The organism is Rhizobium alarense, assembly GCF_021555155.1.
GTDB lineage: Bacteria > Pseudomonadota > Alphaproteobacteria > Rhizobiales > Rhizobiaceae > Rhizobium_D > Rhizobium_D alarense.
This window is the reverse complement of record NZ_JAKGBU010000009.1, coordinates 27,545-50,451: the sequence shown is the minus strand read 5'-3', so window position 1 is coordinate 50,451 and position 22,907 is coordinate 27,545. Positions and strand designations below refer to the sequence as shown.

19 protein-coding genes are annotated in these 22,907 nt (G+C 63.6%); 16 read left to right on the top strand and 3 right to left on the bottom strand.

The window, feature by feature from the left end; all coding sequences use genetic code 11:
* Nucleotides 1-18 precede the first annotated feature (18 nt).
* Nucleotides 19-768 carry an SDR family oxidoreductase gene (locus LXM94_RS04740; protein ID WP_235769996.1) on the top strand — a complete coding sequence of 250 codons (750 nt, stop codon included), beginning with the start codon at nucleotides 19-21 and terminating at the stop codon, nucleotides 766-768.
* A gap of 5 nt (nucleotides 769-773) precedes the next feature.
* Here LXM94_RS04740 and LXM94_RS04735 read toward each other — a convergent pair whose 3' ends face one another.
* Nucleotides 774-1,526 (bottom strand): pyrroline-5-carboxylate reductase family protein, encoded by a 753-nt coding sequence (locus LXM94_RS04735; protein ID WP_235769995.1) that lies wholly within the window; start codon nucleotides 1,524-1,526, stop codon nucleotides 774-776.
* Nucleotides 1,527-1,660: 134 nt separating this feature from the next.
* Between LXM94_RS04735 and LXM94_RS04730 the strand changes: the two genes are divergently transcribed.
* From LXM94_RS04730 to LXM94_RS04660, 15 genes are all read left to right on the top strand, one after another.
* Nucleotides 1,661-2,425: a GntR family transcriptional regulator gene (locus LXM94_RS04730; RefSeq protein ID WP_235769993.1), complete on the top strand. Its 765-nt coding sequence runs from the start codon at nucleotides 1,661-1,663 to the stop codon at nucleotides 2,423-2,425.
* A 148-nt stretch (nucleotides 2,426-2,573) separates the two neighbouring features.
* Entirely contained in the window at nucleotides 2,574-3,683 is a 1,110-nt protein-coding gene (locus tag LXM94_RS04725) for a branched-chain amino acid ABC transporter substrate-binding protein (protein ID WP_235769992.1), read from the top strand.
* Nucleotides 3,684-3,830: 147 nt separating this feature from the next.
* Entirely contained in the window at nucleotides 3,831-4,781 is a 951-nt protein-coding gene (locus LXM94_RS04720; RefSeq protein ID WP_235769991.1) for a branched-chain amino acid ABC transporter permease, read from the top strand.
* Nucleotides 4,781-5,776, top strand: coding sequence for a branched-chain amino acid ABC transporter permease (locus LXM94_RS04715; protein ID WP_235769989.1), 996 nt, complete (start codon nucleotides 4,781-4,783; stop codon nucleotides 5,774-5,776). Before LXM94_RS04720 ends, LXM94_RS04715 begins: the two co-directional genes overlap by 1 nt.
* Nucleotides 5,773-6,603 (top strand): ABC transporter ATP-binding protein, encoded by an 831-nt coding sequence (locus tag LXM94_RS04710; protein WP_235769988.1) that lies wholly within the window; start codon nucleotides 5,773-5,775, stop codon nucleotides 6,601-6,603. Before LXM94_RS04715 ends, LXM94_RS04710 begins: the two co-directional genes overlap by 4 nt.
* Nucleotides 6,527-7,276: an ABC transporter ATP-binding protein gene (locus LXM94_RS04705; RefSeq protein WP_235769987.1), complete on the top strand. Its 750-nt coding sequence runs from the start codon at nucleotides 6,527-6,529 to the stop codon at nucleotides 7,274-7,276. Before LXM94_RS04710 ends, LXM94_RS04705 begins: the two co-directional genes overlap by 77 nt.
* Nucleotides 7,269-8,558 (top strand): NAD(P)/FAD-dependent oxidoreductase, encoded by a 1,290-nt coding sequence (locus LXM94_RS04700; protein ID WP_329605587.1) that lies wholly within the window; start codon nucleotides 7,269-7,271, stop codon nucleotides 8,556-8,558. The genes LXM94_RS04705 and LXM94_RS04700 overlap by 8 nt, the downstream gene beginning before the upstream one ends.
* Before the next feature lie 188 nt (nucleotides 8,559-8,746).
* Nucleotides 8,747-10,378, top strand: a complete 1,632-nt coding sequence (locus LXM94_RS04695; protein ID WP_235769986.1) for an ABC transporter ATP-binding protein — start codon at nucleotides 8,747-8,749, stop codon at nucleotides 10,376-10,378.
* A gap of 310 nt (nucleotides 10,379-10,688) precedes the next feature.
* On the top strand, nucleotides 10,689-11,144 hold the full coding sequence (locus tag LXM94_RS04690) for a MarR family winged helix-turn-helix transcriptional regulator (RefSeq protein WP_235769985.1): 456 nt from the start codon (nucleotides 10,689-10,691) through the stop codon (nucleotides 11,142-11,144).
* A complete protein-coding gene (locus tag LXM94_RS04685; protein ID WP_235769983.1) occupies nucleotides 11,141-11,845 on the top strand; it encodes an SDR family NAD(P)-dependent oxidoreductase in 705 nt (234 codons plus the stop codon). Before LXM94_RS04690 ends, LXM94_RS04685 begins: the two co-directional genes overlap by 4 nt.
* Nucleotide 11,846: 1 nt before the next feature.
* The gene (locus LXM94_RS04680) at nucleotides 11,847-13,178 is read left to right on the top strand and encodes an NAD(P)/FAD-dependent oxidoreductase (RefSeq protein WP_235769982.1); all 1,332 of its coding nucleotides are present in this window, start codon (nucleotides 11,847-11,849) and stop codon (nucleotides 13,176-13,178) included.
* Nucleotides 13,179-13,270: 92 nt separating this feature from the next.
* The gene (locus tag LXM94_RS04675) at nucleotides 13,271-14,944 is read left to right on the top strand and encodes a peptide ABC transporter substrate-binding protein (protein WP_235769981.1); all 1,674 of its coding nucleotides are present in this window, start codon (nucleotides 13,271-13,273) and stop codon (nucleotides 14,942-14,944) included.
* A gap of 102 nt (nucleotides 14,945-15,046) precedes the next feature.
* On the top strand, nucleotides 15,047-15,997 hold the full coding sequence (locus tag LXM94_RS04670) for an ABC transporter permease (protein ID WP_235769980.1): 951 nt from the start codon (nucleotides 15,047-15,049) through the stop codon (nucleotides 15,995-15,997).
* Nucleotides 15,998-16,007: 10 nt separating this feature from the next.
* A complete protein-coding gene (locus LXM94_RS04665) occupies nucleotides 16,008-16,898 on the top strand; it encodes an ABC transporter permease (RefSeq protein ID WP_235769979.1) in 891 nt (296 codons plus the stop codon).
* Nucleotides 16,899-16,908: 10 nt separating this feature from the next.
* Nucleotides 16,909-18,231, top strand: coding sequence for an NAD(P)/FAD-dependent oxidoreductase (locus LXM94_RS04660; protein WP_235769978.1), 1,323 nt, complete (start codon nucleotides 16,909-16,911; stop codon nucleotides 18,229-18,231).
* Between the two features lie 39 nt (nucleotides 18,232-18,270).
* Here the strand turns inward: LXM94_RS04660 and LXM94_RS04655 are convergent, their stop codons facing one another.
* A complete protein-coding gene (locus tag LXM94_RS04655; RefSeq protein WP_235769977.1) occupies nucleotides 18,271-19,191 on the bottom strand; it encodes a response regulator transcription factor in 921 nt (306 codons plus the stop codon).
* Entirely contained in the window at nucleotides 19,184-22,561 is a 3,378-nt protein-coding gene (locus LXM94_RS26135; RefSeq protein WP_235769975.1) for an ATP-binding protein, read from the bottom strand. Before LXM94_RS26135 ends, LXM94_RS04655 begins: the two co-directional genes overlap by 8 nt.
* Nucleotides 22,562-22,907: the final 346 nt, after the last annotated feature.

Here is a 22,907-nt window from a genome sequence, read left to right as displayed (position 1 = left end):
GCGAAGGAGATCTGAACGATGCACTACCGGACCGCCCTCGTCACCGGCGCCTCGAAGGGCATCGGGGCAGCCATCGCCGAAGCCCTGGTTAAGGAGGGGCTGATCGTTCACGCGCTTGCACGCGACGCGACGGCGCTTCGGGCGCTCGCCGACCGGCTCGGCCCGCGGCTGCGGCCGCTTGTCGCCGACGTGCGCGATCACGCGACGATCGCCGAGACGCTGGCGACTGTCGAAATCGACGTGCTCGTCAACAATGCCGGCGGCCTCGTCTCCGTCAAGCCCTTGTACGGGCAGACGGCGGAAGAGACGACGGATGTGGTGGCTCTCAACCTGACGGCCCCGCTTCAGCTCATCCGTCTCCTTCTGCCGGGCATGATCGCACAGAGGCGCGGCCATATCTTCAATCTCACCAGCACGGCGGCGGCCGCCGTCTTTCCCGCCACAACCACCTACGCCGCCGCCAAGGCCGGCCTTTCCCAGGCAGGCCGCGTCCTGCGTTACGACCTCGCCGGCACAGGCGTACGGTTGACGGAACTCGCTCCCGGGCGCGTCGAGACGGAATTCTACCTGAAGGCCTTCGACGGCGACCGCGACGCTCTGAGCGAGCGCATGTACACCCATCAGCGGCCGCTGCGGCCGGCAGATATCGCTTCCGTCCTCGTCTCGGCGCTCAACCTTCCCGAGCACGTCGACATTGCCGAACTGACATTGTCGCCGACCGAGCAGGCCGCCGGCGGACAAACATATCCCGCAGCGCCGGTGCCGTGACAACCTCACCGTCTGTCGGCGAGCCGGCGGTGGACGGCCGTGCAGGCCGCCTGCCAGGCGCCCGGTTGGTCGCGGGCTTCGAGAATGCCGAGGCCGAGCTCGGTAATGCCGCCGGGCGTGACGAGGTCCGCAAGGATTTCCTCCATGGGCTCCGGCTTCTCCGCCATCATCCGACCGGCGGCGACGAAGGTGAGCGCGACGAGCCGGCGCATGGTGGCGGCGTCCGCGCCTCGCTCGACCGACCAGCCTGCCGTGCGCCGGATGAGATCCTGCGCCCAGCCATAGACCGCCGCGTTCACCGTCGCGATTTCGAAATCGGCCTCGCTCGCAAGGGGGATGGCCGTTCCGAAGCGGCCGATCAGATCGCGGGCCACGCCGTTGTCGGGAAAATAAACGGTCGGGCTGGCACCAATCGCGGCCGCGGTCAGCGGCATGGCGCGAACCACCTCGGCCGGAGCAACGGCAAGGGCTTCAAGAGGAACGCCGGCGCAGACGGACACCACCACCTGCCCGACCCGCCAGGGAAGTCCGGCGACCGCGGCCGGCGCATCCTCGGGGCGTACGGCGAGAAGAACAAGGTCCGTGTCTTCCACCAGCGCCCTGTTGTCGGCGGCAAGCCGCAGGCGGTGAAGGTCTGCGAGCGAGGGCGCCTTGCCGCGCGGCGACAGGACGATGTCGGCGGCGGGAAGACCCGATCGCAGCAGGCTTTCGATCAAGCTTTGGGCCAGATGCCCGACGCCGAGAATTCCGACACTCATCGTTCGCCCTTCTCCGTTGCAGCACTTTCGCGGAATGTCATGTCCGACAATCTTGCCACCCGTGTCGACTCAGGGAAAAAGGATGCGTATTGAACTGTCGACACAGGATCCCGCAGAACCGTCCCGGAGATTTCATGACCGAACGATCCGACTTGACCGACATTGCCGACGGCCTGCCGGGAAGCGAACCCGAAGGCCGCCGGTCCGCCGACAGCAGCGAACGGGCCTACAACACGATCCGCAAGCTCCTCGTCGAGTTCAAGCTGAAGCCCGAGGAGCGCATCAACGAGATGCAGCTGTCGCGCAGCCTCGGCATTTCCCGCACGCCGATCCGCGAGGCGCTGAACCGGCTCGCCTCCGAAGGTTTCGTGTCGCTGACGCCGAACCGCGGCTTCTTCGTGCGCAGCCTCTCGACCGAGGGTCTTCTCGACCTTTACGAATTGCGCTCCATCATCGAATGCGCCGCCTTCAGGCTCATGTGCGAACGCGCGGAGGATGACCAGCTCGACCGGCTCCGCGCCTATTGGGAGGCGATTGTCGAGGGCTATCAGGATCATCCGCCGGACATCATCCTGACCGAGGACGAGGGCTTCCATCTGCTGATCGCCGAGCTGTCCGGCAATCCGGAAATCGTCGCTCAGTTGGCGGCGATCAATGCCCGCATCCGTTTCATCCGCCGCATCCAGATCGAGCATCGCACACACGACAAGCGGCAGGTGGCCTCGCATTCCGCCATCGTCGACGCGGCCATGAGGCGGGATACGGAACAGGGCGTGGAACTGCTGCGCCAGCATATCGAAATGACGGTCTCCGCAACGCAGCAGGCGCTGAAGGACGCCTTGCTGAAAGTTTTCGCTCCTGGCGACGACGACGCAAAGCCACGGCGCCGCAGGTTCTGACAAGGGCAAGGTAACCCGCACAAAAATTGAACGCAATAGTGTCGACACTTTCTTGACGGCGTCCCGATAGTCTGCTTCCATGTCTTCATCGGCAAGAAGACCGGAACGGCCTGCCATATCGAACAGGATTCGAACAAAGGGGAACCAAATGAAGTTCGTCACCTCGCTCTGCCTCGGCATGTCGCTGATCGCCACCCCGTCTTTTGCCGACGAGATCACCATCGGCCTCTCCGGTCCGCTCTCCGGTCCTCAGGCCTATTTTGGCACGACCTGGCACAAGGGCTTCATGCTCTACTGGGACAAGCTCAACGCCGCCGGCGGCGTCAACGGCACGACGGTCAAGTACAATCAACAGGACGACAAGGCCGACCCGCGTGAAGGCACGCTCGTCGCCCAGAAGTTTTGCGACGATGACGACGTCGTTATCGGCCTCGTGAACTTCAATTCCGGTGTTGCCCAGTCAACCCTGCCGATCTACGAGGACTGCTCGCTGCCGACGATGACCTTCGGCTCGAACCCGACCCTGACGCAGCAGGGCTACAAGTTCATGGTCCGCCCTGTCGCCAACGATCTCGCCGGCGCGCTCCTGCCGGCCGAATACGCGCTCAAGGAGCTTGGCGCGAAGACCGCGATTGTGGTCAACGACAAGCAGGTGTTCGGCCAGGGCATTTCGGAAATCTTCGGCAAGAACTTCGTCGAGGGCGGCGGCCAGCTCCTCGATACCCTCTCCGTCGCACCGACCGACGTGGATTTCACGGCTGTTCTCGCGCAGATCAAGGCGAAGGCGCCGGACGTCATCTATCTCGGCGCCGTCATGCCGCAGCTCTCGCTCTTCGCGAAACAGATGCACGAGCAGGGCGTCACGGCCACCCTCCTCGTCCCGGACGGCGGCTACACGCCGGAATACATCGACCAGGCAGGCGAAGCCAATGTCCAGGGTTCGCTGGTCGCCATCCAGGTGCCGCCGATGGACGCCTCGCCGGAGATCGCCGAGTTCGCCAGGCTCTACAAGGAGAAGTATGGCGAGGACGCCGGTCCCTATTCGATCTACGGCTATGTCCAGGGCCAGATCCTCGAGGCGGTGATCAAATCCGCCGCGGGCTTCAGCCGCGAGGAGATGAACGACGCCCTGCACGCCGTGAAGGTGAAGACCGCCGTCGGCGAACTGGAATTCGACGAGACCGGCGAACTCAAGGTGGCTCCGTCCTACCTCTACAAGGTGGAAGGCAAGGCCTTCGTCCTGATCGGACAGAAGTAAGGCCCCGACCCGTCGTCCGGTCGGCATGATGCCGGCCGGCGACGCCGTCGCGCTGTCGGCATGGCTTGCCTTTCCTGACCGGCCGCGCATTCCTATCCCTCGTCATCCCGCGCGCCCTTCGCGCCGGGCCCAACGGAGGGGACGCCCATGCTGGGAACCTTCATTCAACAGACCGTCAATGCGCTGACCATCGGCTCGATCTACGCTCTGATCGCGCTCGGCTATACCATGGTCTACGGCGTGCTGCGCATGATCAACTTCGCCCACGGCGAAATGTTCATGCTCGGCGCCTACGCCGCCTTCCTCGTGCTGACGGTGCTCGTCGGCGACATCGGAGCGGCCGGCGCCTTTGCACTCACGCTGGCCTTCTTCGCCGCCGTCATCGGCATCGGCTTCATCGGCGTCGGCATCGAACGGCTCGCCTACAAGCCGCTGCGCTCCTCGACCAGGCTTGCGCCGATGCTCTCGTCGCTCGGCGTGTCGCTCTCGCTCGTGACCGGCATACAAATCCTCGCCGGGCCGCAGCCCGTTGCCTTCCCGAATTTCTTCCCCGCAGAGCGCTACACTATCCTCGGTGGCACGGTGACGTCGGTGCAGATCGGCATCCTGGTCGCGGCCTTCCTGCTGATGTTCGCGCTCTATACGCTCGTCAACCGCAGCAAGATCGGCATCATCGTGCGTGCCGTGTCGGAAAGCCGGTCCACGGCGCAACTGCTCGGCATTAACGTCAATCTCGCGATCTCCATGGTGTTCTTTTCCGGGCCGCTTCTCGGCGCCGCCGGCGGCATCCTCTATGCGAGCTACTACGGCATCATGACCCCCACCATGGGCGCCGTCATCGGCCTCAAGGCGTTCACCGCGGCAATCCTCGGCGGCATAGGCTCGATCCCCGGCGCCATGCTCGGCGCCTATATCCTCGCCTTCGTGGAGGTGGCCGGCACCGCATTGCTCCCCACGCTCTCCGGCGGCCTGCTGGGCACCGAATATCGCGACGTGCTCGCCTTCGCGATCCTCATCCTCGTTCTGCTCGTGAAGCCGGCCGGTCTCCTTGGCGAGCCGGTCTCCGAGGAGAGCATGGTCTACAAGAGGGAGTTCTGATGTCCGCCGTCGAGACAACCGTCAAGGCAGCGCCGCGCGTCGCCCGGCTGCTGCCTTTCCTTTTCTTCGCGCTGGCCATCGCGCTCCTCCTCACAACCCCCTTCTTGCCGAATTATTATGTCCGCGTCGTCAACGGCCTGCTGATCTACATCCTGCTCGGCATCGGCCTTAACATCGTCATCGGCTATGCCGGCCTGCTCGACCTCGGCTTCGTCGCGTTTTATGCGGTCGGCGCCTATACCTACGGTCTGCTGGCGAGCCCTCAGCTCGACCTGCACCTTCCGTTTCTTCTCATCGTCGTCATAGCCGCCTTGCTCGGCATGCTGACAGGCATCCTGCTCGGCATGCCGGTGCTCAAGTTGCGCGGCGACTACCTCGCCATCGTGACCCTCGGCTTCGGCGAGATCATCCGCATCGTCATCAACAATCTCGACTGGCTGACCGGCGGACCGCAAGGCATCGCGCGGCTCGACAAGGCATCGATCGCCGGTCTCGAGATCGCCCGGCCGGGCGAAATCTACTGGCTGCTGGTCGTGACCGTGATCCTGACCGCTGTCGTCGTCTGGCGCATGGAGCACTCGATCCTCGGCAAGGCCTGGGCGGCAATCCGCGAGGACCAGGACGCGGCGCGCGGCATCGGCATCAACACCACGAACGCCAAGCTCGCCGCTTTCGCAACCTCGGCGACGATCGGTTCCATCGCGGGCGTGATCTTCGCCGCCTCGCAGCGTTTCGTCAGCCCGGAGAGCTTCACCCTGCAGGAATCCGTGCTGATCGTGCTGATGATCGTCATCGGCGGCATCGGAAACATCCTCGGAATCGTCGCGGGCGCAGCGATCCTCATCCTGCTGCCGGAGGTGCTGCGCGAGTTCGCGGAATGGCGTATCCTTTTCCTGGGCCTCCTGATGATCGCGCTGATCATCATCCGCCCCGGCGGTCTCGTGCCGCGGACCTTCGGCCCCGGCCAGTTCTTCCGGAGGCTCATCGGAAAATGACCGTCGTCTTCCAGAATCTCCGCAAGCAGTACGGCGCGAATGTCGCGATCGACGATGTCTCGACCGAATTCGCGCCCGGCCTCATCCATGGCATCATCGGTCCGAACGGCGCCGGCAAATCGACGCTGATCAACATGACGGCCGGTTCCTACACCGTCTCGGGCGGCGCGATCCTGCTCGACGGCCGGCGCCTCGACGGCCTGAAGAAACACGAGATCGCCAATTCCGGCGTCGCCCGCACCTACCAGAACATCCGCCTCTTCGACCAGATGACGGCACTGGAGAACCTTGAGGTCTGCTACTATCCCTCCGAGGCACACCACGCCTGGAAGGAGGTGCTGTGGCCGCCCTACGGCCGCGCCCGCGTCGCCGAACGGCGCTCGGCCTGTATGGAGATCCTGCGTTTCTTCAATCTGCAGACCTATGCGGACGCGGAAGCCGGCAGCCTTCCCTACGGTCGCCAGCGCATGCTGGAAATTGCCCGGGCGCTGGTGACGCACCCGCGCGTGCTGTTGCTCGACGAGCCGGCAGCCGGCCTCAACCATCACGAGACGGTCGAGCTTACTGCCAAGCTTGCCGAACTGCGCTCGCCGGAGCGTGTCATGATCGTCGTCGAACACGACATGGACCTCGTGATGGCGCTGTGCGACCGGATCGTGGTCATGCACCACGGCAAACTCCTCTTCCAGGGCACGCCGGCCGAGGTGCAGGCGAGCGCCGACGTTCAACTTGCCTATCTGGGGACCGCCAATGACATCGACGAAATCCGGGCCGCTGCTGAAGCTCGCCGGGCTCAGCTCGGGATACGGGCGCGTCAGCGTCCTTGACGGCATAGACCTGGAGGTCGACGACCGGGAAATCGTCGTGATCCTGGGGCCGAACGGCGCCGGCAAGACGACGCTGCTCAACTCCATATCCGGCGTCGCACGGCCGACGGCCGGCTCCATCCATTTCGACGGGCGCGACATCACGGGCGCTCGGCCGGAACAGGTGGTGCGCATGGGCCTCACGCATTGCCCGGAGGGGCGGCAGATCTTCCAGCGGCTGACCGTCGAGGAAAACCTCGTGGCGGCCCATATCGGCCGGGCCGGCAAGAGCTTCGAGGCGCTGCGCTCCGAGGTCTTCGATCTCTTCCCGGTCCTCAGGGAACGGCGCAACGGCATGGCGAGCCGTATGTCCGGGGGCCAGCAGCAGATGCTCGCCATCGGCCGCGCGCTGATGGCGGAGCCGAAGCTCCTGATGCTCGACGAGCCCTCGCTCGGCCTTGCACCGAAGATCGTCCACCAGATATTCCGCATCATCCTCGACCTGTCGACGACGGGCATTTCCGTCCTGCTCGTCGAGCAGAACGTGCAGCTCGCGCTGGAATGCGGCGACTACGCCTATCTCCTCAACACGGGGCGGGTGCGCCAGCACGGAGAGGCCCGGGAAATGGCCCGGCACGCGGCCCTCGGCGAGCATTATCTGGGCGGAGCCACAGAGGAAACGCTGCATGTTTGAGGTCGACTGGAAGACGCCGCATCTTTGGCGCAAGACGGCGCCGCCGCGCCCGGCCGCCGCGGCGCTCGACGGCGACATCACGACCGACGTGCTCGTCGTCGGGGGCGGCTTCACCGGCTTGGCCGCCGCGCTCGGCGCGCGCGACAGCGGCGTAAACGTCGTGCTTCTCGAAGGCAACGAGATCGGCTCGGCCGCGTCCGGCCGCAACAACGGCCTCGTCATCTCCCATCACTCAAAGGCCTCGCCCTCCGAATTCGAGGCTGCCTACGGCCGGACGCTTGGCGAACGCTACAACCGCATGGTCGCCGACGCCGCCGGTGTCGCCTTCGGCCTGATGCAGCGCTTCGGCATCGATGCCCACCAGGTGCAGGAAGGCTGGATCCAGCCGGCCCACACGGAGACGACGCTCAAGCGCGCCCGCATTTTCTACGAGGAATGGAAGGCCTTCGGCGCGAACGTCTCCTGGCTCGACCGGAAGGAAGCGACCGACATCATCGGCAGCCCCTATCTCGGCGGCTGGAAGGTCCTCAATTCCGGCCATATCAACCCTTTCGCCATGACGGTCGGCCTCGCCGCCGCGCTCGAACGGGAGGGCGTCCGGATCTTCGAGAACGCCCGCGGCACCGCCATCGAGAAGACCGGCGACGGCTGGCGCGTAACGACGGCGAAAGGCAGCGTGACGGCGCGCGAGGTGGTGCTCGCCACCAACGCGCTCACCGGCGACGTCTGGCCGGGGCTGAAGCGCACGCTGATCCCCTTCAAGGTTTTCCAGTCGGCGACCGATCCGCTGCCCGACGACCTTCGCGCGAGGATCCTCGTCGGCAACCCTGCGGTCTCGGACATGCGCAACGACATCCGCTACTTTCACTACGACTGCGACAACCGGCTGGTGAGCGGCGGGACGCATACCCTTTGGTTCGACGAGGCCGACCGCGGCCGTGCCAAGGTCTCGCAGATGCTCGGCCAGGCCTTTCCGGCCTTCGGCGGCGCGCCCCGGATGGTGGAATACTGGCACGGCACATTCGCGGTCGTGCCGGACCGGCGACCGCGCCTCTACCGGCTCGCCCCCGGCCTCGTCTTCGGCGGCGTCTATTCCGGCCGCGGCGTGGCGCTCTCCCTGTCGCTCGGCCAGGAACTCGGCCGCTGGGCCGCCGGCCGGCGCGCGGACGATCAGATGCCTCTCCCTGTCACCGCGATGAAACCGGTACCTTTCCACCCCGTAGCCGTGCAGATCGCGAACCGCATGCACCCTTGGCACCGCTTCAAGGACGGCAAGGCTTAGGTGCTTGATCGCAAGGGTTTGATGGTGCGGCTGGTGACGGCCGCATTCGTACGGAGGGACACTCCTCGCATTCCGCACTTTGCCGATAAAACATCTGGACAAAAATAGTGGATATCATCCACTATCTCGCATCAGCGAGATGACCTGCCGTGAGCGTGCCCGAATTCGACAGCCGAAAAGGGGAACATATGTCGCAGCCATTCATGCCCGAAAACGTCGTGCTTTCCGTCCGTGACCTGACGGTCGAACTGCCGGCGAACATGGAACGCCCCTATGCGGTCCGCGATATCTCCTTTGATCTCAGGAGCGGGGAAATTCTCTGCATCATCGGCGAGTCCGGCTCCGGGAAATCGGTGACGGCCAATGCCATCATGGGGCTTCTCGCCCCATCGATCGCGGTGACCGGCGGCCAGATCCTGTTCAAGGGAATGGACATCGTGAAGACACCGGAAGAGCGGCTGAGGCCGTTGCGCGGGCGTGCGGTCTCGATGATTTTCCAGGATCCGCTTTCGGCACTCAATCCGCTGATGACGATCGGGCGCCAGATCGCGGAGGTGATGGCGGCCCACGGCGTCGGCACGACGGAAAGCCGCGGCGCCAAGGTACTCGAACTGCTCGATGAAGTGGGCCTTCCCGACCCCCCGATCCTGCAAAACCAGTACCCCTTCAGACTTTCGGGGGGGCAGCGTCAGCGCGTCATGATCGCCATGGCGCTCGCGCTCGATCCGGACGTGCTGATTGCCGACGAACCGACGACAGCGCTCGATGTCACGACGCAGGCGCAAATCCTCGACCTGATCCGCAAGATACAGCGGCGCAAGAACATGAGCGTGATGTTCATCACCCACGACTTCGGCGTGGTGGCGGAGATCGCCGACCGGGTTGTCGTGATGGAAAAGGGTGAACTCGTCGAACAGGGACCGGCTGCGGATGTCCTCAACGCGCCGGGCCATCCCTATACGCAGCGCCTCGTCGCGGCCGTGCCGCATCTGCGCGAGGAGGCACGCAGTGCCGACACGCAGGCTCCCGTGGTGCTCGAAGCGCAGAACGTCGAAAAAGCGTATCGAGCGACCGGCTCCTTTTTCAGGAAGGGCCGCGCCGTCAAGGCCGTCGATCGCGTCAGCTTCACCATCCGCAAAGGGCAGACGATCGGCATCGTCGGCGAAAGCGGATCAGGCAAATCCTCCCTCGGGCGCGTGTTGCTGAAGCTGACGGATTGCGATGGCGGACGAATCCTCTTCGACGGCCGCGACATCGCTGACATGCCGGAAGACGCGTTCCGCTCGCTGCGACCCTACATCCAGATGATCTTTCAGGATCCCTTCGCCTCGCTCAACTCGCGTCGTACGGTCGGCAGCATTCTGACCGTCGGGCCCGTTGCGCATGGCACGGCGCCACATGAAGCGAAGACCAAGGCTCTTGAACTGCTACAGCGCGTCGGCCTGGACGCCGGAGCCTTTGAGCGGTTTCCCCACGAGTTCTCCGGCGGCCAGCGCCAGCGCATCGGCATCGCGAGGGCATTGATGTTCGATCCGGTGCTGCTCGTCGCCGACGAAGCCGTTTCGGCGCTCGACGTTTCGATCCAGGCACAGATTCTCGAACTGCTCGCAGGCGTGCAGAAAGAAATGAAGCTGGCGATGATCTTCATCACCCACGATCTGCGCGTCGCCAGCCAAATCTGTGACGAAGTGCTCGTCATGTACAAGGGCAGGATCGTCGAATCCGGTCCGCCGGAGAAGATATTCCGCACGCCGGAGCACGACTATACGCAGCGGCTCGTCGCCGCCATCCCGGGCGCAGAGTGGGGAACGGCCGCCTGATTTGAGAGAATGACAGCGGCGTGCGGAAGCACGTGCACCGCGTGCCAAAAGAGTTCATCTGACCGCTCCGGTTCGTAACAGAACCGGGGACGTTTCTGCTGCCGCAATGTTTCCTATTAGGAATTTTATTTTCTCCTCAAGACGATATTATAGTTGCATTTATCCACTATCTGCCTTTTGATTGAGGCTCGACACGGGCGAGAGCGAGGAACGGTGACCCACCGAGTTCAATGCGCGCTTCACAACTCCCTGCCTCTGTATGCGTCTCGAACAGGACACGATTTTGAAAACACCGGACAAGCTTCCAACAATGGCGGAGGACGTAGATCTCGACGTCCTGAACGACACGCTGAGCTTTTACATCCGAACGATAAACCTTGCGGTGTCCCGCGACCTCGACGAATGCCTCGAGGGCCTCGACGTCGCGAAAGGAACGGGCAAGATCACCACACTCCTCCTCGTCGACAGCCACCCCGGCATCCGTCCGTCGCTGATCGCGCAACTGACGATGAAGGACCGTTCGGCGATGGGCCGCATTGTCGAGCACCTGGTATCGCACGGCCTGATCCGGCGCGAGACCTCCGCCGAGGACAGCCGGGCACAGGAGCTCTACATCACGGAAAGCGGCGCGGAACTGGCGACCAAGGTTCGCGACCTCGTCACCAGGCAATCCAAGGATTTCTTCTCCTTCATCCCGGAAGACGAACAGGCCCAGCTCATGGACATTCTCGGCCGGGCCTATCGGCGGATCGTGGGGCTCGCATGACCAGAGCGGGCGAGCGCGTCGCACTTGTTTCCGGTGCCGGTCGTGGCATCGGTGTCTTCATCGCCAAAGAGCTCGCACAACAGGGATGGCAGCTCTCGCTCGGGATGCGCAAGCCGCAGGCACCCGCCTGGGCAGAACCCAATTCCGTTCATGTCGAGACCTACGACGCCAGTGACACCGAAGCAGAGATGCGCTGGGTAGCAAACGCGCTCGACCGTTTCGGACGGATCGATGCCATCGTCGCTAATGCCGGTATCATGATCCCGAAGACGGTGATCGAGGCGGATGATGCAGACCTCGACGCCATGCTGTCGGTGAATGTCAAGGCACCGCGCCGTCTCGCCAAGGCAGCATGGCCTTCGCTTGTGGCGAGCCGACGCGGCCGCTTCATCATCCTGGCATCGCTTTCCGGCAAGCGCGTCAAATCGGCGAAGGCAGGCCTCTACTCGATGTCCAAGTTCGCCGCCGTCGCCCTTGCCCACGGCATCCGGCAGGCCGGCTTCGATCAGGGTATCCGCGCCACCGCCGTCTGCCCGGGCTTCGTCGCGACGGACATGGCCGTCGCGATCACCGATCGACCCGCCGAGCTGATGACCGATCCGGCCGACCTTGCCCGCATCATCGCCATGTTGCTCGACCTGCCGAACGAGGCGAGCGTCGCCGAGTTCGCCGTCAACTGCCAGCTTGAGGAGTTCTTCTGACATGCCCGGTCCCTATGTCGTTCCCGTTCACGGGGACGCTGAATTGCCCAAGGACGTCGACGTGGTCGTCATCGGCGGCGGCATCGTCGGCTGCTCGACGGCGCTGGAGCTTTCGGAACGGGGCCTGCGTGTCGCGCTCTGCGAAAAGGGCGGCATCGGTCATGAGCAATCGAGCCGCAACTGGGGCTGGGTGCGCATCTCCCGCCGCGACCCGCGCGAGGTTCCGCTGATGGCGGAGGCGCTGCGCATCTGGAGCGGTCTCGACCAGCGCATCGGCCGCGATACCGGTTACAGGCGTGCCGGCATCATCTTCACTTGCGCGAACGACGAGGAATACGCCAACCACGAGCGCTGGAACCGGAATCTCGACGGCTACCAGTTCGAGTCGCGCATACTGAGCGCATCCGAATTCGCCGGAATGTTCCCGGGTTCGCAGATGAAGCTGAAGGGCGCACTCTACACCGCCGCAGATGGCCGGGCCGAGCCGCAGAAGGCCGCGCCTGCGATCGCAGAGGCCGCACGCGAAAAGGGCGCGGCGATCCTCACGGAATGCGCGGTTCGCGGCATCGAGACGTCGGGCGGCGGCGTCAGCGGCGTGATCACCGAACGCGGACCGATTGCCTGCACGGCGGTGGTGCTCGCCGGCGGCGCCTGGTCGAGCCTGTTTTCCGGCATGCTCGGGCTGCGGCTGCCGCAGCTCAAGGTGAAGAACTCCGTCATCCGCACCAAACCATTCGAGGGCGGTCCGGAACAGGCGATCTGGTCGAACGGCTTCGCCGTCAGGAAGCGCCAGGACGGCGGCTACACGATCGCCTCCGGCCATGAGAACGTCGTCGACATCGTGCCGACGTCATTCCGCTACGCGCTCGATTTCCTGCCGGCGCTGCGCAAGGAGTGGCGTTCGCTCAATTTTCGCGTCGGCGGCCGCTTCGTCGACGAAATCCGAATCCCTGATCGCTGGGCAATGGATGAGGCGAGCCCCTTTGAATATTGCAGGGTGCTCGACCCGAAACCGGCAAAGAAGCTCGCGGACAAGGCGCTTGCCAATCTCGCCAAGGCTTTCCCCGCCTTTGCCGGCGCCGAAGTGGCACAGCGCTGGGCCGGCTACATCGACGTGACGCCGGACGCCGTCCCCGTCATATCGGCGATCGACGCAATACCCGGCTTCCACATCGCGACCGGGTTTTCCGGCCACGGCTTCGGCATCGGCCCGGCCGCCGGTCGTCTGATGGCCGATATCGTGACCGGCCGGCCACCGCTGGTCGATCCCCATGCATTCCGCTTCTCCCGCTTCAGCGACGGATCGAAGATCGAGCTGATCAGCGGCTTCTGACGACCGGACAGCGGTCGAACACCGAGCCACCCGCAAGAGGTGGCCGCAAAATGGAACAGCAGCTTGAGATGCAACAGCAAAGGAGCAGCATCATGCCCGACAGCAGAGAAAATGCGATCCTGAACCCGACCCGCCGGCAGGCCCTGACCATGATGTTCATGGCGGGTGCGTCCGGCCTGGTCATGCCCAATCTCCTCGGCAAGGACCGAGCATTTGCGGCAGCGCCCGACAAGCCGACCGGCCAGCTTATCGTCGGTTTCTCGCAGGAGCCGACGGTCTTCAATCCGCACCTCGCCCACATCGAAGTAGACGAGGGCATCCATTTCGCGGTCTTCGACCCGCTCTTCAACGTCGATCCGGAAGGCAACTTCATACCGGCGCTCGCCGCCGAAGTGCCCACCGTCGACAATGGCGGTATCTCCGCCGACGGATTGAGCTGGAAGGTCAAGCTGAGGGACGGTGTCAAATGGCATGACGGCACGCCGTTCACGGCAGAGGACGTCAAGTTTACGCTGGAACTCATGGTCGATCCCGATTTCATCAGCTGGCGCCGCACCGGGCACGAGCGTGTGCGCGATCTCACGGTGGTTTCTCCGACGGAGATCACCTGGCGGATGGACCAAGCCTTTGCCCCCTACCCGTCCATCCTCGCCAGCACCTTCATCGTGCCGAAGCACATTCTCGAGCCGGAAAAGGACAAGAACACCGCGCCCTTCAACAATGCGCCGGTCGGTACCGGCGCCTTCAAATGGGGAAACCGCGTTGCCGGCGACCATATCGAGCTTCTCGCAAACCCGGACTATTTCGGCGACGGACCCTATCTCGAGACGCTGATCATCAAGTACATTCCGGACCTGACGGTCATGTATACCCAGTTCAAGACCGGTGACATCGATCTCGTCGGCCTGCAATGGATCACGCCCGACCACTATGACGAGGCCAAGGGGCTCGAGGGAAAGATCGTCGAGATCGTTCCGAGCGCCACCGTCGAGTCGATCACGTTCAACATGGCCCGCCCGCAGTTCAAGGATCTTGCAGTGCGCCAGGCCCTCTATCACGCCATCGACAAGCAATCGATCATCGAAGCGCTCTACTACGGCCTGCCGACGCCGACCGAGACCTACATGCCGCAGCAGTCCTTCTACTACAATCCGGACCTGCCGAAGCATGAATACGACCTCGAAAAGGCGAAGAAGCTGCTCGACGACGCGGGTTGGGCGCCCGGCGCCGATGGCATTCGCACCAAGGACGGCGTGCGTCTCGCCTTCTCGAATTCCACGACGGCCGGAAACCACATCCGGGAGCAGGTGCAGCAGTTCATGCAGCAATCGTTCAAGGAAATCGGCGTCGAGATGACGATCTCCAACCTGCCGCCTGCCGTCATGTGGGGCGAGTACTGGATGCAATCGCAGTTCGATTCCGTCGTCGTCGGCATCAACTTCCTGACCGGTCCCGATCCGGACACGTCGGACTACTTCCTGTCGACATCCAGTCCCGCCAAGGGCGGCAACGGCCAGAACACCTGGCAATATGACAATCCGGATGTGGACACGCTCCTCAAGGAGGCCGGTAATCTCTTCGTTCCGGAGGAACGCAAGGCGAAGTACGTGAAGATCCAGGAGATCATGCGTGCCGAACTGCCTTTCCTGCCGATGTTCCAGTACGCAACGGTGAGAGGCCGCAAGATCGGTGTCGAAGGCTTCAAGCCGAACATCAACAACCGCATCGACACCTGGAACGTCGCCACCTGGTACTGGGAATCCTGATCCGGCCGCCTACGGCCGGACTACTTCGTCACCTGCATTGCTTCCGTGACGCGGCGGCCGGCGTCGGAAAGACCGGCGCCGCCGCCGAGACAGGAGATCACCATGCTGCGCTATCTGATCGGCCGCCTGTGGCAAAGCCTCGTGCTTCTGGTCCTCGTTTCGATGATCGGATTTGCCGTCCTCAACCTCGCGCCCGGCGGACCGCTTTCGCAATATACGCTGACGCCCGGCATGACCCAGGAGGCGCTGGATCGCATCGCCGAGCGCATGGGGCTGAACCGACCCCTGCCGATCCAGTATCTCGACTGGATCTGGAACCTCGTCCAGGGCGACTGGGGCAAGTCCTATCGCGACGGGCAGCCGGTCCTGGACATCATCGGCGGGCACCTTTTCGCGACCCTTCTGCTGATGGGGACATCCACCGTCATCTCCATCCTCGTCGGCACCTGGATCGGCATCAGGGGTGCGACGAAGCGTTATTCGATCTTCGACTATACCGCGACGGTCGGCGCGATGATTGCGCTTTCCATCCCGACATTCTGGTTCGGTCTCGTTTCGATCTACGTCTTCTCGCTCAAGCTGAAGTGGCTTCCGGCCGGCAACATGTACACGATCGGCGACGGCTCGCTCGGCGACTACGCCATTCATCTCATCATGCCGAGCCTCGTGCTGGCGCTCGTCAACATCGCCGTCTGGAGCCGATACATGCGCACCGCAACGCTCGACGTGATCAATCAGGATTTCGTGCGCACGGCGCGTGCCAAGGGGCTCAAGCCGCGGCGGGTCCTGATGAAACACGTGGTCGGCAACGCGCTTCTGCCGATGATCACGCTCGCCGGCCTGCAACTGCCCACCATCCTTGGCGGCGCGCTGGTCACCGAGACCGTCTTCACCTGGCCCGGCATGGGCCGGCTCTTCCTCGATAGTCTCGGCTACAGCGACTATCCGGTGATCATGGGGCTCCTCATGTTTTCCGCCATCCTCGTGCTCATCGGCAGCCTGATGGCCGATCTGCTGGTCGCCTTCGTCGACCCCCGTATCCGGCTCGGTTAGGAGAAGCACCATGCCCGCGACGACCCTTTCGGCTGGACACGCCGGCCGCACCTCCCGCTGGTGGCAGAACCGCACGCTTCGCCGCTTCACACGTCACCGGCTCGCGCTCTTCGGCCTCATCATGATCACGCTCCTGGTGCTCGCCTGTGTCCTCGGGCCCCACATCCTCCCCTATGACGAGCTCTTCATCGACCTGAGGGCGCGCTTCGCCCCACCCTTCACCGGTTACCATATCTTCGGAACCGACCCGCTCGGCCGTGACGTCGCCGCGCGCCTCTTCAATGCCGGGCGCATCTCGCTCCTCGTCGGCTTCTTCGCGATGCTGCTCTCCACGCTGATCGGCACGGTGATCGGCATCGTCGCCGGCTACTACGGCGGGCGGATCGGCGCGGCGCTGATGCGCTTCGTCGATGCCTTTCTTTCCTTCCCCAGCATCTTCCTGCTGCTCGCGCTTGCGGCCTTCATCAAGCCGAGCCCCTTCATGATCACGGTCATCATCGCGGTCACGAGCTGGATGGAGATCGCGCGGCTGGTGGAGGCGGAAATCCGCTCGCTGCGCGAACGCGACTTCGTCGTTGCCGCGCGCATGCTCGGCCTCTCGAACAGCTGGATCATGTTCCGGGAACTGCTGCCCAACGCGATCGGCCCGATCATCGTCGCGGCGACGCTCACGGTCGCACGCGCCATCCTGCTCGAAGCCTATGTCAGCTTCCTCGGCTACGGCATCCAGCCGCCGCTGCCAAGCTGGGGCAACATGCTGAACGGCGCCCAGCAATATCTGGACAGCGCCCCCTGGCTCGCCATCGTGCCCGGCATCGCAATCACGCTGGCGGTAACGAGCTTCAACTTCATCGGCGACGGCCTGCGTGACGCGCTCGACGCCCGCAGCGACCTGAACTGAGGAATGCCCGATGGCTTCGTTTTCCCCCTTCGATGCCTCGCTCTGGCATGCGACCGCCGTGCCGGCATCGCCGACGGTTCCTCTGGAAGGACGCGTGCGCACGGACGTCTGCGTTGTCGGCGGCGGTTATACGGGCCTGACGACCGCCCTTGAACTCGCCCGGAAGGGTGTCAGGGTCGTGTTGCTCGAACGCATGGAGGTCGGCTTCGGCGGATCCGGCCGCAATGCCGGGCATTCTACGCCCACCTTCACCCATTACAGCCTTGCCGAGCTGCGCCGCATGCTGGGCGAGCCCTGGGCCGAACGCCTGATCGCCCGCCAGACATGCGCCAATGACCGCGTCGCAGACATGATCGGACGCTACCAGATCCAGTGCGAATGGCAGCAGAACGGCTATGTGATGGGCGCGCCGCACGCCAGGGCCTTGAAGGCGCTTGAGGAGAAGGTGCGCAGCTACAATGCCGCCGGCGCCCGCACGCGGCTGATCGACAGGGCCGAGGCGGAGGCCATCACCGGCAGTCCGCGTTTCCACGGCGGCTGGCTGCACGAGGAAGGCGGCCATCTGAACCCGCTCGGCTATGCCCGCGGGCTCGCCCGCGCCGTCATGCAGGAAGGCGGCACCATCCATACCGGCTCGGCGGCGGCCTCCTGCGAGCGCGAGGGCTCGGGCTGGGCGGTCGGCACGCAGCGCGGCACGGTCGTCGCCGACAAGGTGATCTTCGCGACCGGTGCCTATACCGTCGGTGGATGGCCGAAGCTCGACCGGACCTACAAGATCCACAAGGTCTTCGTCGCAGCCACGCAGCCGCTCAATCCGACGCTCCGCGCCACGGTGCTCCCGCGCAACACGACGATCCATGACGGGCGCGGCGACATCTATGTCTACAAATACAATGCCGAAGGCCGCATCGTCGCCTCGATGTTCCCCATGGGGCAACGGGGCCGCGACCTCGACTATACCCGCCGCGTCATGACCGACCGGCTGAAATGGCTGCACCCGCAGATCACCGGCGATATCCGCTGGGACTATTTCTGGTTCGGCGAACTCGACATGCAATACCGCACGATTCCCCGCCTCTATGGCCTCGCACCCGGCGTCGTCGCGCTGACGGGGCTTTCGGGCCGCGGCGTGCCGACCGGCAGCATGCTTGGCGGCATCCTGTCCGAATGGGCACTGGACGTGCCGGAAGCCGATCTCGACCTCAAGGTGGAACCGCTCTCGGCCGCGCCCTTCTACATGAACTTCGGACCGCCGCTGGCACTGCGCTACTACCGCGTTTCCGACTGGATCAGAACAAGGCTCGCCGGCGCGGAACTGCCGCCGCACGCCTGAGGCCTTCTGCGCACCGAACGCGTCCGGGAGTTGACACGGTTACTCCCGCCACAGGACCTTGACCGCGAGCGTGGCGGCGGATGTCCGCTTTTCCACGGCGAGCTTGTTGAATATCTGCTCCATGTGCTTGTTCACCGTCCGCGGCGACATGGCCAGGATGTCGGCGATTTCCTTGTTGGATTTGCCGTGTGCCACCCAGAGCAGGACCTCGGCCTCGCGCAGTGTCAGACCGAAGGCCTTGATGAGCTGCTCCTCGTCGGTGCCGCGATGCCGATCGACGAGCCTAAGCAGAATTTCGCCGTCCTCACCATGCGACAGCAGCCGAAATTCGATATCTTGAGAATGGCGGGAATAGCGCAATATCTGCGGCAGGGGCGGTCCCTCCTGGGCCGGCGAATCACAGAGCCACCCGACGACTTCCCACGGCAGATAGGCGCCGGCATCAGGCCGTACCCCGACTCGCAGCAGCAGTTCGCTGGCTTGCGGCGTCGACCAGCCGATCCGGCCGTTGCCGTCGCAGGCGACGATCCAGCGGCCCGTGGAATCCAGCGCATTGCGGGCCGAGCGGGCACGCCTGGCATTGCCGAGATGCACCCGCATGCGGGCGAAGAGCTGATCGAGCAGGATCGGCTTGCTGACGAAATCGACACCGCCCGAAGCCAGCGCCTTCACCACGTGCTCGCTCTCGTTATAACCTGTCATGAAGATGACCGGCAGGTCTGCGAAGCCAGGCGCGGCCTTCAGGATCAGGCAGGTCTCGAAGCCATCCATGCCGGGCATGATCGCATCCATCAGGACGATATCGGGGGCCGTCGTGTTGGCGAGCGTGATCGCCTGCCTGCCGCTGCTGGACAAGACGACGTCCATGCCCTCGAGGCTCAGCGCGTCGGAAAGCATGGCGAGCGCATCAGGGGAGTCATCGACGACCAGGACCTTGTTGCAATCGGATGGATCAGACATTTTTCTTCGTATCCTCGATCACGGCAAGGAAATCGCGCAGGCGATAACTCGTTGCCAGATGACGCATGTGTCTGCAAAACCGCGCCGTTTCCGGCTCGGAGACTTCGAGATCGTTCAGCATAGCCTCGATCGAGCGCACAAAGCCGGTCTGGCCCAGGGTGCGCAGCTGGCGCAGCTTCTGCTCGTCCGGCAGTTCCCCTGCGGAGAAGCGCGGCGGGATTTCGACATCTTGCGGCCGGCCATCGCCATAGGTCCAGGTCAGCGGAACAAGGGCTGCCAGTCGTTCGAAGAGCTCCTCGAAGCCAAATGGCTTTATCAGGTAGGAATCATGGAGGTCGGAATATTCGGGCCTGGTCCGATCGGTCCCCGCCTCGGCAGACAGGATCAGGATCGGCAGGTCGCGGTCGAGGCGCTGCCGGATCCGTCGGGCCACCTCCCAGCCTGACATCGAGGGCATGGCAATGTCGAGGATGACGATGTCAGGACGATGGAGCGCCAACTGTGACAGGCAAGCAGGTCCATCGGTCACGGTGACGACCGCGAAGCCCATCGGCACAAGGACGTCCTCCATCAACGCGCGCTGAACGGGGTCGTCATCGGCAACCAGCACCGTTCGCCGCGGCCCTTCGTAGCCGGTGATGGCGAGCGCCAGCCCCGCCATGTCGTCCGGCTTGGCCGCCGATGACAGCATAAGCCGGATGGTGAAATGGGTGCCCTTCCGGGGTGTGCTTTTCAAGGTGAGTTCACCACCCATGATCTCCACCAGCAATTTGGTGATCGTCAGACCAAGACCGGTGCCGGGCGGACCGATTTGACCGGCCACGCCCTCGGCGCGCTCGAAAGGGAGAAAGATCCGCTCGATATCGCTCGCCTTGATGCCAACGCCGGTATCCTCGATCTCGAAGGTCGCCACCTGCCCGCGATAGGACAGACTGAAGCAAACGCTGCCGGCATGGGTAAACTTGATGGCGTTCGAAAGCAGGTTGATGAGCACCTGACGAAGCCGCTTCTCGTCGGTGTAGACGTAGTCGGGCATGCTTGAGGTCGCGCGGAATTCGAAGCCGATTCCCTTGGCCTGCGCCTGCAGGCTGAACATGTCGACGATCTGATCGAGGAAGGGCCCGAGCGCAATCTTGTGTCGGAAGATCTCCAGCTTGCCGGCCTCGATCTTGGAAATATCGAGCAGACCTTCGATCATGTCGGCCAGGTGTTCGCCACTGCGCTTGATCGTGCGCGCGGCATTGTGAACATATCCCGGCATGCCCTTCTGTCTCTCCAGCAACTGGGCATAACCCAGAATGGCGCTCAGCGGCGTGCGCAGTTCGTGGCTGAGCCCAACCACATATTTGCTCTTGGCGACATTGGCGGACTCGGCCGCCTCCTTTGCCTTCTGCAACTGCCGATCGGTCTCCTCATGCGCCTTGATCTCATCCATGAGCAGGCGAGTGTGGCGCCGTGATTCGTCCTCCGCGAATTTCCGGCTTTCCTGGGCGAGCACGAACAACCAGACGATGATGCCGGAAATAATGAAGACGATGATGAACAGTTTCCAAAGCACCGCCGAGATCGGACCGGCCGGCAGCGAGCGGTCGATGGTGCTCTGAAAATAGATCAGCCAGAATACCACGCCGATCGACAGCGTAACCATCGTCAGGATGGCGGCATAGCGCATCAGCCGGCCCTCTACCCAGACCGCGAAACGGGCGGGCAGAAGGGCTGCAGCGGCGCTGCGCACCTGGTCCATGAGCCGTGCATCGGTCTTGCAAAGGTCACCGCAGCGCGCGTCAAGCGAGCAGCAAAGCGAGCAGATCGGTCCGGAATAAACCGGGCAGCCGGCCATGTCCTCGCGGTCGAAGCGGTGCTCGCAGATGCAGCACTGGATCATCGGCTGGTTGGCCCAATCCGCCTTTGTCTCGCGGGCGATGTAGTAGCGCCCGCGCGTGGCGAAGGCGATCACCGGGGCAAGGACAAAGGCGCAGAGCAGCGCCACAAAGATGTAGATCTGGGCGAGGAAAGTACCAAAGAAGCCGAGATAGGCCAGCAGGCCGGCGAGGTCGGCGATGCACATCGCACCGAAGCCGGCCGGGTTGATGTCGTAAAGATGGGCGCGCTTGAACTCAATGGTGCGCGGCGACAGCCCCATCGGCTTGTTGACCGTGAGATCGGCGACGATCGCCGCCATCCAGGATACCGCGACGATGGCATAAAGGCCGAGCGTCTGCTCGAGCGCCTTGTAGACGCCGAATTCCATCAACAGCAGGCCGAGCAGCACGTTGAACACCAGCCAGACGACGCGCCCCGGATGGCTGTGGGTCAGGCGTGAGAAGAAATTCGACCAGGCGATCGAACCTGCATAGCTGTTCGTGACGTTGATCTTGACCTGGCAGACGATGACGAAAATGCCGGTGAGCCCCAGCGCCAGTTCCGGCGAGGCGAGCATTTCCCTGAAAACGCTGAGATACATCTGGGTGGGATCAGCAGCATTGTCGAAGATGACACCGTGCTGAAAGGCGTAGAAGGCCAGAAACGAGCCGGCGAGGATCTTCAGGCCGCCGATCAGGACCCAGCCGGGACCGGCGAACATCAGCGCCGCCCACCACCGCAGGCGGTTCTTTCGCTCCTGGCGCGGCAGGAAGCGCAGGAAGTCGACCTGTTCCCCGATCTGCGCGACCAGCGAAAACAAGACCGCGGAAGCCGCACCGAAATGGGCAAGATCGACAGAGCCGTCCGGCTGACCCCAGAGGCCGGTATATCCGGTCCACTGGCGCACCGAGACGTGGCTCTGCACGGCGATGAAGACGAAAGGTGCAAGCTGCAGCACGATCCAGAAAGGCTGCGTCCAGGCCTGAAAGCGACTGATGAAGGTCACCCCGTGCGTCACCAGCGGGATGATTACCAGGGCACTGACGATGTAGCCGATCGACAGGGGCAGGCCGGTGCACAACTCCAGCGCCGTCGCCACGATCGCCGCCTCGATGGCAAAGAAGATGAAGGTGAATGTGGCATAGATCAGCGACGTGACGGTCGAGCCGATATAGCCGAAGCCTGCGCCGCGGGTCAGCAGATCGATGTCGACGCCGAATTTTGCGGCATTGTAGGCAATCGGAATTCCCATCAGGAAGATGATCGTGCAACTGACGAGGATTGCGGCGACTGCGTTTGCGAAGCCGTAATTGAGCGTGATCGATCCGCCGATCGCTTCCAGAGCCAGAAAGGAAATTGCGCCGATCGCCGTGTTGGCGATGCGGCCGCTGGAGAAACGACGCACGCGATAGGCGGTAAAGCGCAGCGCGTAGTCCTCCAGGGTCTGGTTGGCGACCCATTTGTTATAAGTCCTGCGATTTCTCGGAATCCTCTCCGCTACGGTCACGACAGGTTACTCCACCGGGTTGCCGGCCCGTCCGCCGCACCAAGCGGTCGGCGCGTCCCGATTATGCTGCCACGGCGAAGCAAGAAATGTTCCAGTCATGTCGCCATGCGCCGTCACCCGCGGGACATCCTTGCTGCAGACCGTGATATCCGGATTCAAAACTTCAATTTTTCCCAACGAATTCAATTCTCCGATGTATCGATCCTGCCATTTGCCCCAATGCTAGGGGGAAAACGGGCAAGGACAAATACGTCAAACGCTCCATTGTTGCGTTGCAGCATCATCGCGACACTCGCGTCAGTTGGCCGGATCAAGCCAGCACCTTCCGAACACAAGCGAGATGAGG

Excerpts from the sequence above, each read along its gene's own strand:
- LXM94_RS04695 (WP_235769986.1), top strand. The coding sequence starts at position 8,747 with ATGTCGCAGCCATTCATGCCCGAAAACGTCGTGCTTTCCGTCCGTGAC.
- LXM94_RS04710 (WP_235769988.1), top strand. The coding sequence starts at position 5,773 with ATGACCGTCGTCTTCCAGAATCTCCGCAAGCAGTACGGCGCGAATGTC.
- LXM94_RS04685 (WP_235769983.1), top strand. The coding sequence starts at position 11,141 with ATGACCAGAGCGGGCGAGCGCGTCGCACTTGTTTCCGGTGCCGGTCGT.
- LXM94_RS04670 (WP_235769980.1), top strand. The coding sequence starts at position 15,047 with ATGCTGCGCTATCTGATCGGCCGCCTGTGGCAAAGCCTCGTGCTTCTG.
- LXM94_RS04735 (WP_235769995.1), bottom strand. The coding sequence starts at position 1,526 with ATGAGTGTCGGAATTCTCGGCGTCGGGCATCTGGCCCAAAGCTTGATC.
- LXM94_RS04675 (WP_235769981.1), top strand. The coding sequence starts at position 13,271 with ATGCCCGACAGCAGAGAAAATGCGATCCTGAACCCGACCCGCCGGCAG.
- LXM94_RS04720 (WP_235769991.1), top strand. The coding sequence starts at position 3,831 with ATGCTGGGAACCTTCATTCAACAGACCGTCAATGCGCTGACCATCGGC.
- LXM94_RS04725 (WP_235769992.1), top strand. The coding sequence starts at position 2,574 with ATGAAGTTCGTCACCTCGCTCTGCCTCGGCATGTCGCTGATCGCCACC.
- LXM94_RS04700 (WP_329605587.1), top strand. The coding sequence starts at position 7,269 with ATGTTTGAGGTCGACTGGAAGACGCCGCATCTTTGGCGCAAGACGGCG.
- LXM94_RS04740 (WP_235769996.1), top strand. The coding sequence starts at position 19 with ATGCACTACCGGACCGCCCTCGTCACCGGCGCCTCGAAGGGCATCGGG.
- LXM94_RS04655 (WP_235769977.1), bottom strand. The coding sequence starts at position 19,191 with ATGTCTGATCCATCCGATTGCAACAAGGTCCTGGTCGTCGATGACTCC.
- LXM94_RS04665 (WP_235769979.1), top strand. The coding sequence starts at position 16,008 with ATGCCCGCGACGACCCTTTCGGCTGGACACGCCGGCCGCACCTCCCGC.
- LXM94_RS04690 (WP_235769985.1), top strand. The coding sequence starts at position 10,689 with ATGGCGGAGGACGTAGATCTCGACGTCCTGAACGACACGCTGAGCTTT.
- LXM94_RS04660 (WP_235769978.1), top strand. The coding sequence starts at position 16,909 with ATGGCTTCGTTTTCCCCCTTCGATGCCTCGCTCTGGCATGCGACCGCC.
- LXM94_RS04715 (WP_235769989.1), top strand. The coding sequence starts at position 4,781 with ATGTCCGCCGTCGAGACAACCGTCAAGGCAGCGCCGCGCGTCGCCCGG.
- LXM94_RS04705 (WP_235769987.1), top strand. The coding sequence starts at position 6,527 with ATGACATCGACGAAATCCGGGCCGCTGCTGAAGCTCGCCGGGCTCAGC.
- LXM94_RS04680 (WP_235769982.1), top strand. The coding sequence starts at position 11,847 with ATGCCCGGTCCCTATGTCGTTCCCGTTCACGGGGACGCTGAATTGCCC.
- LXM94_RS04730 (WP_235769993.1), top strand. The coding sequence starts at position 1,661 with ATGACCGAACGATCCGACTTGACCGACATTGCCGACGGCCTGCCGGGA.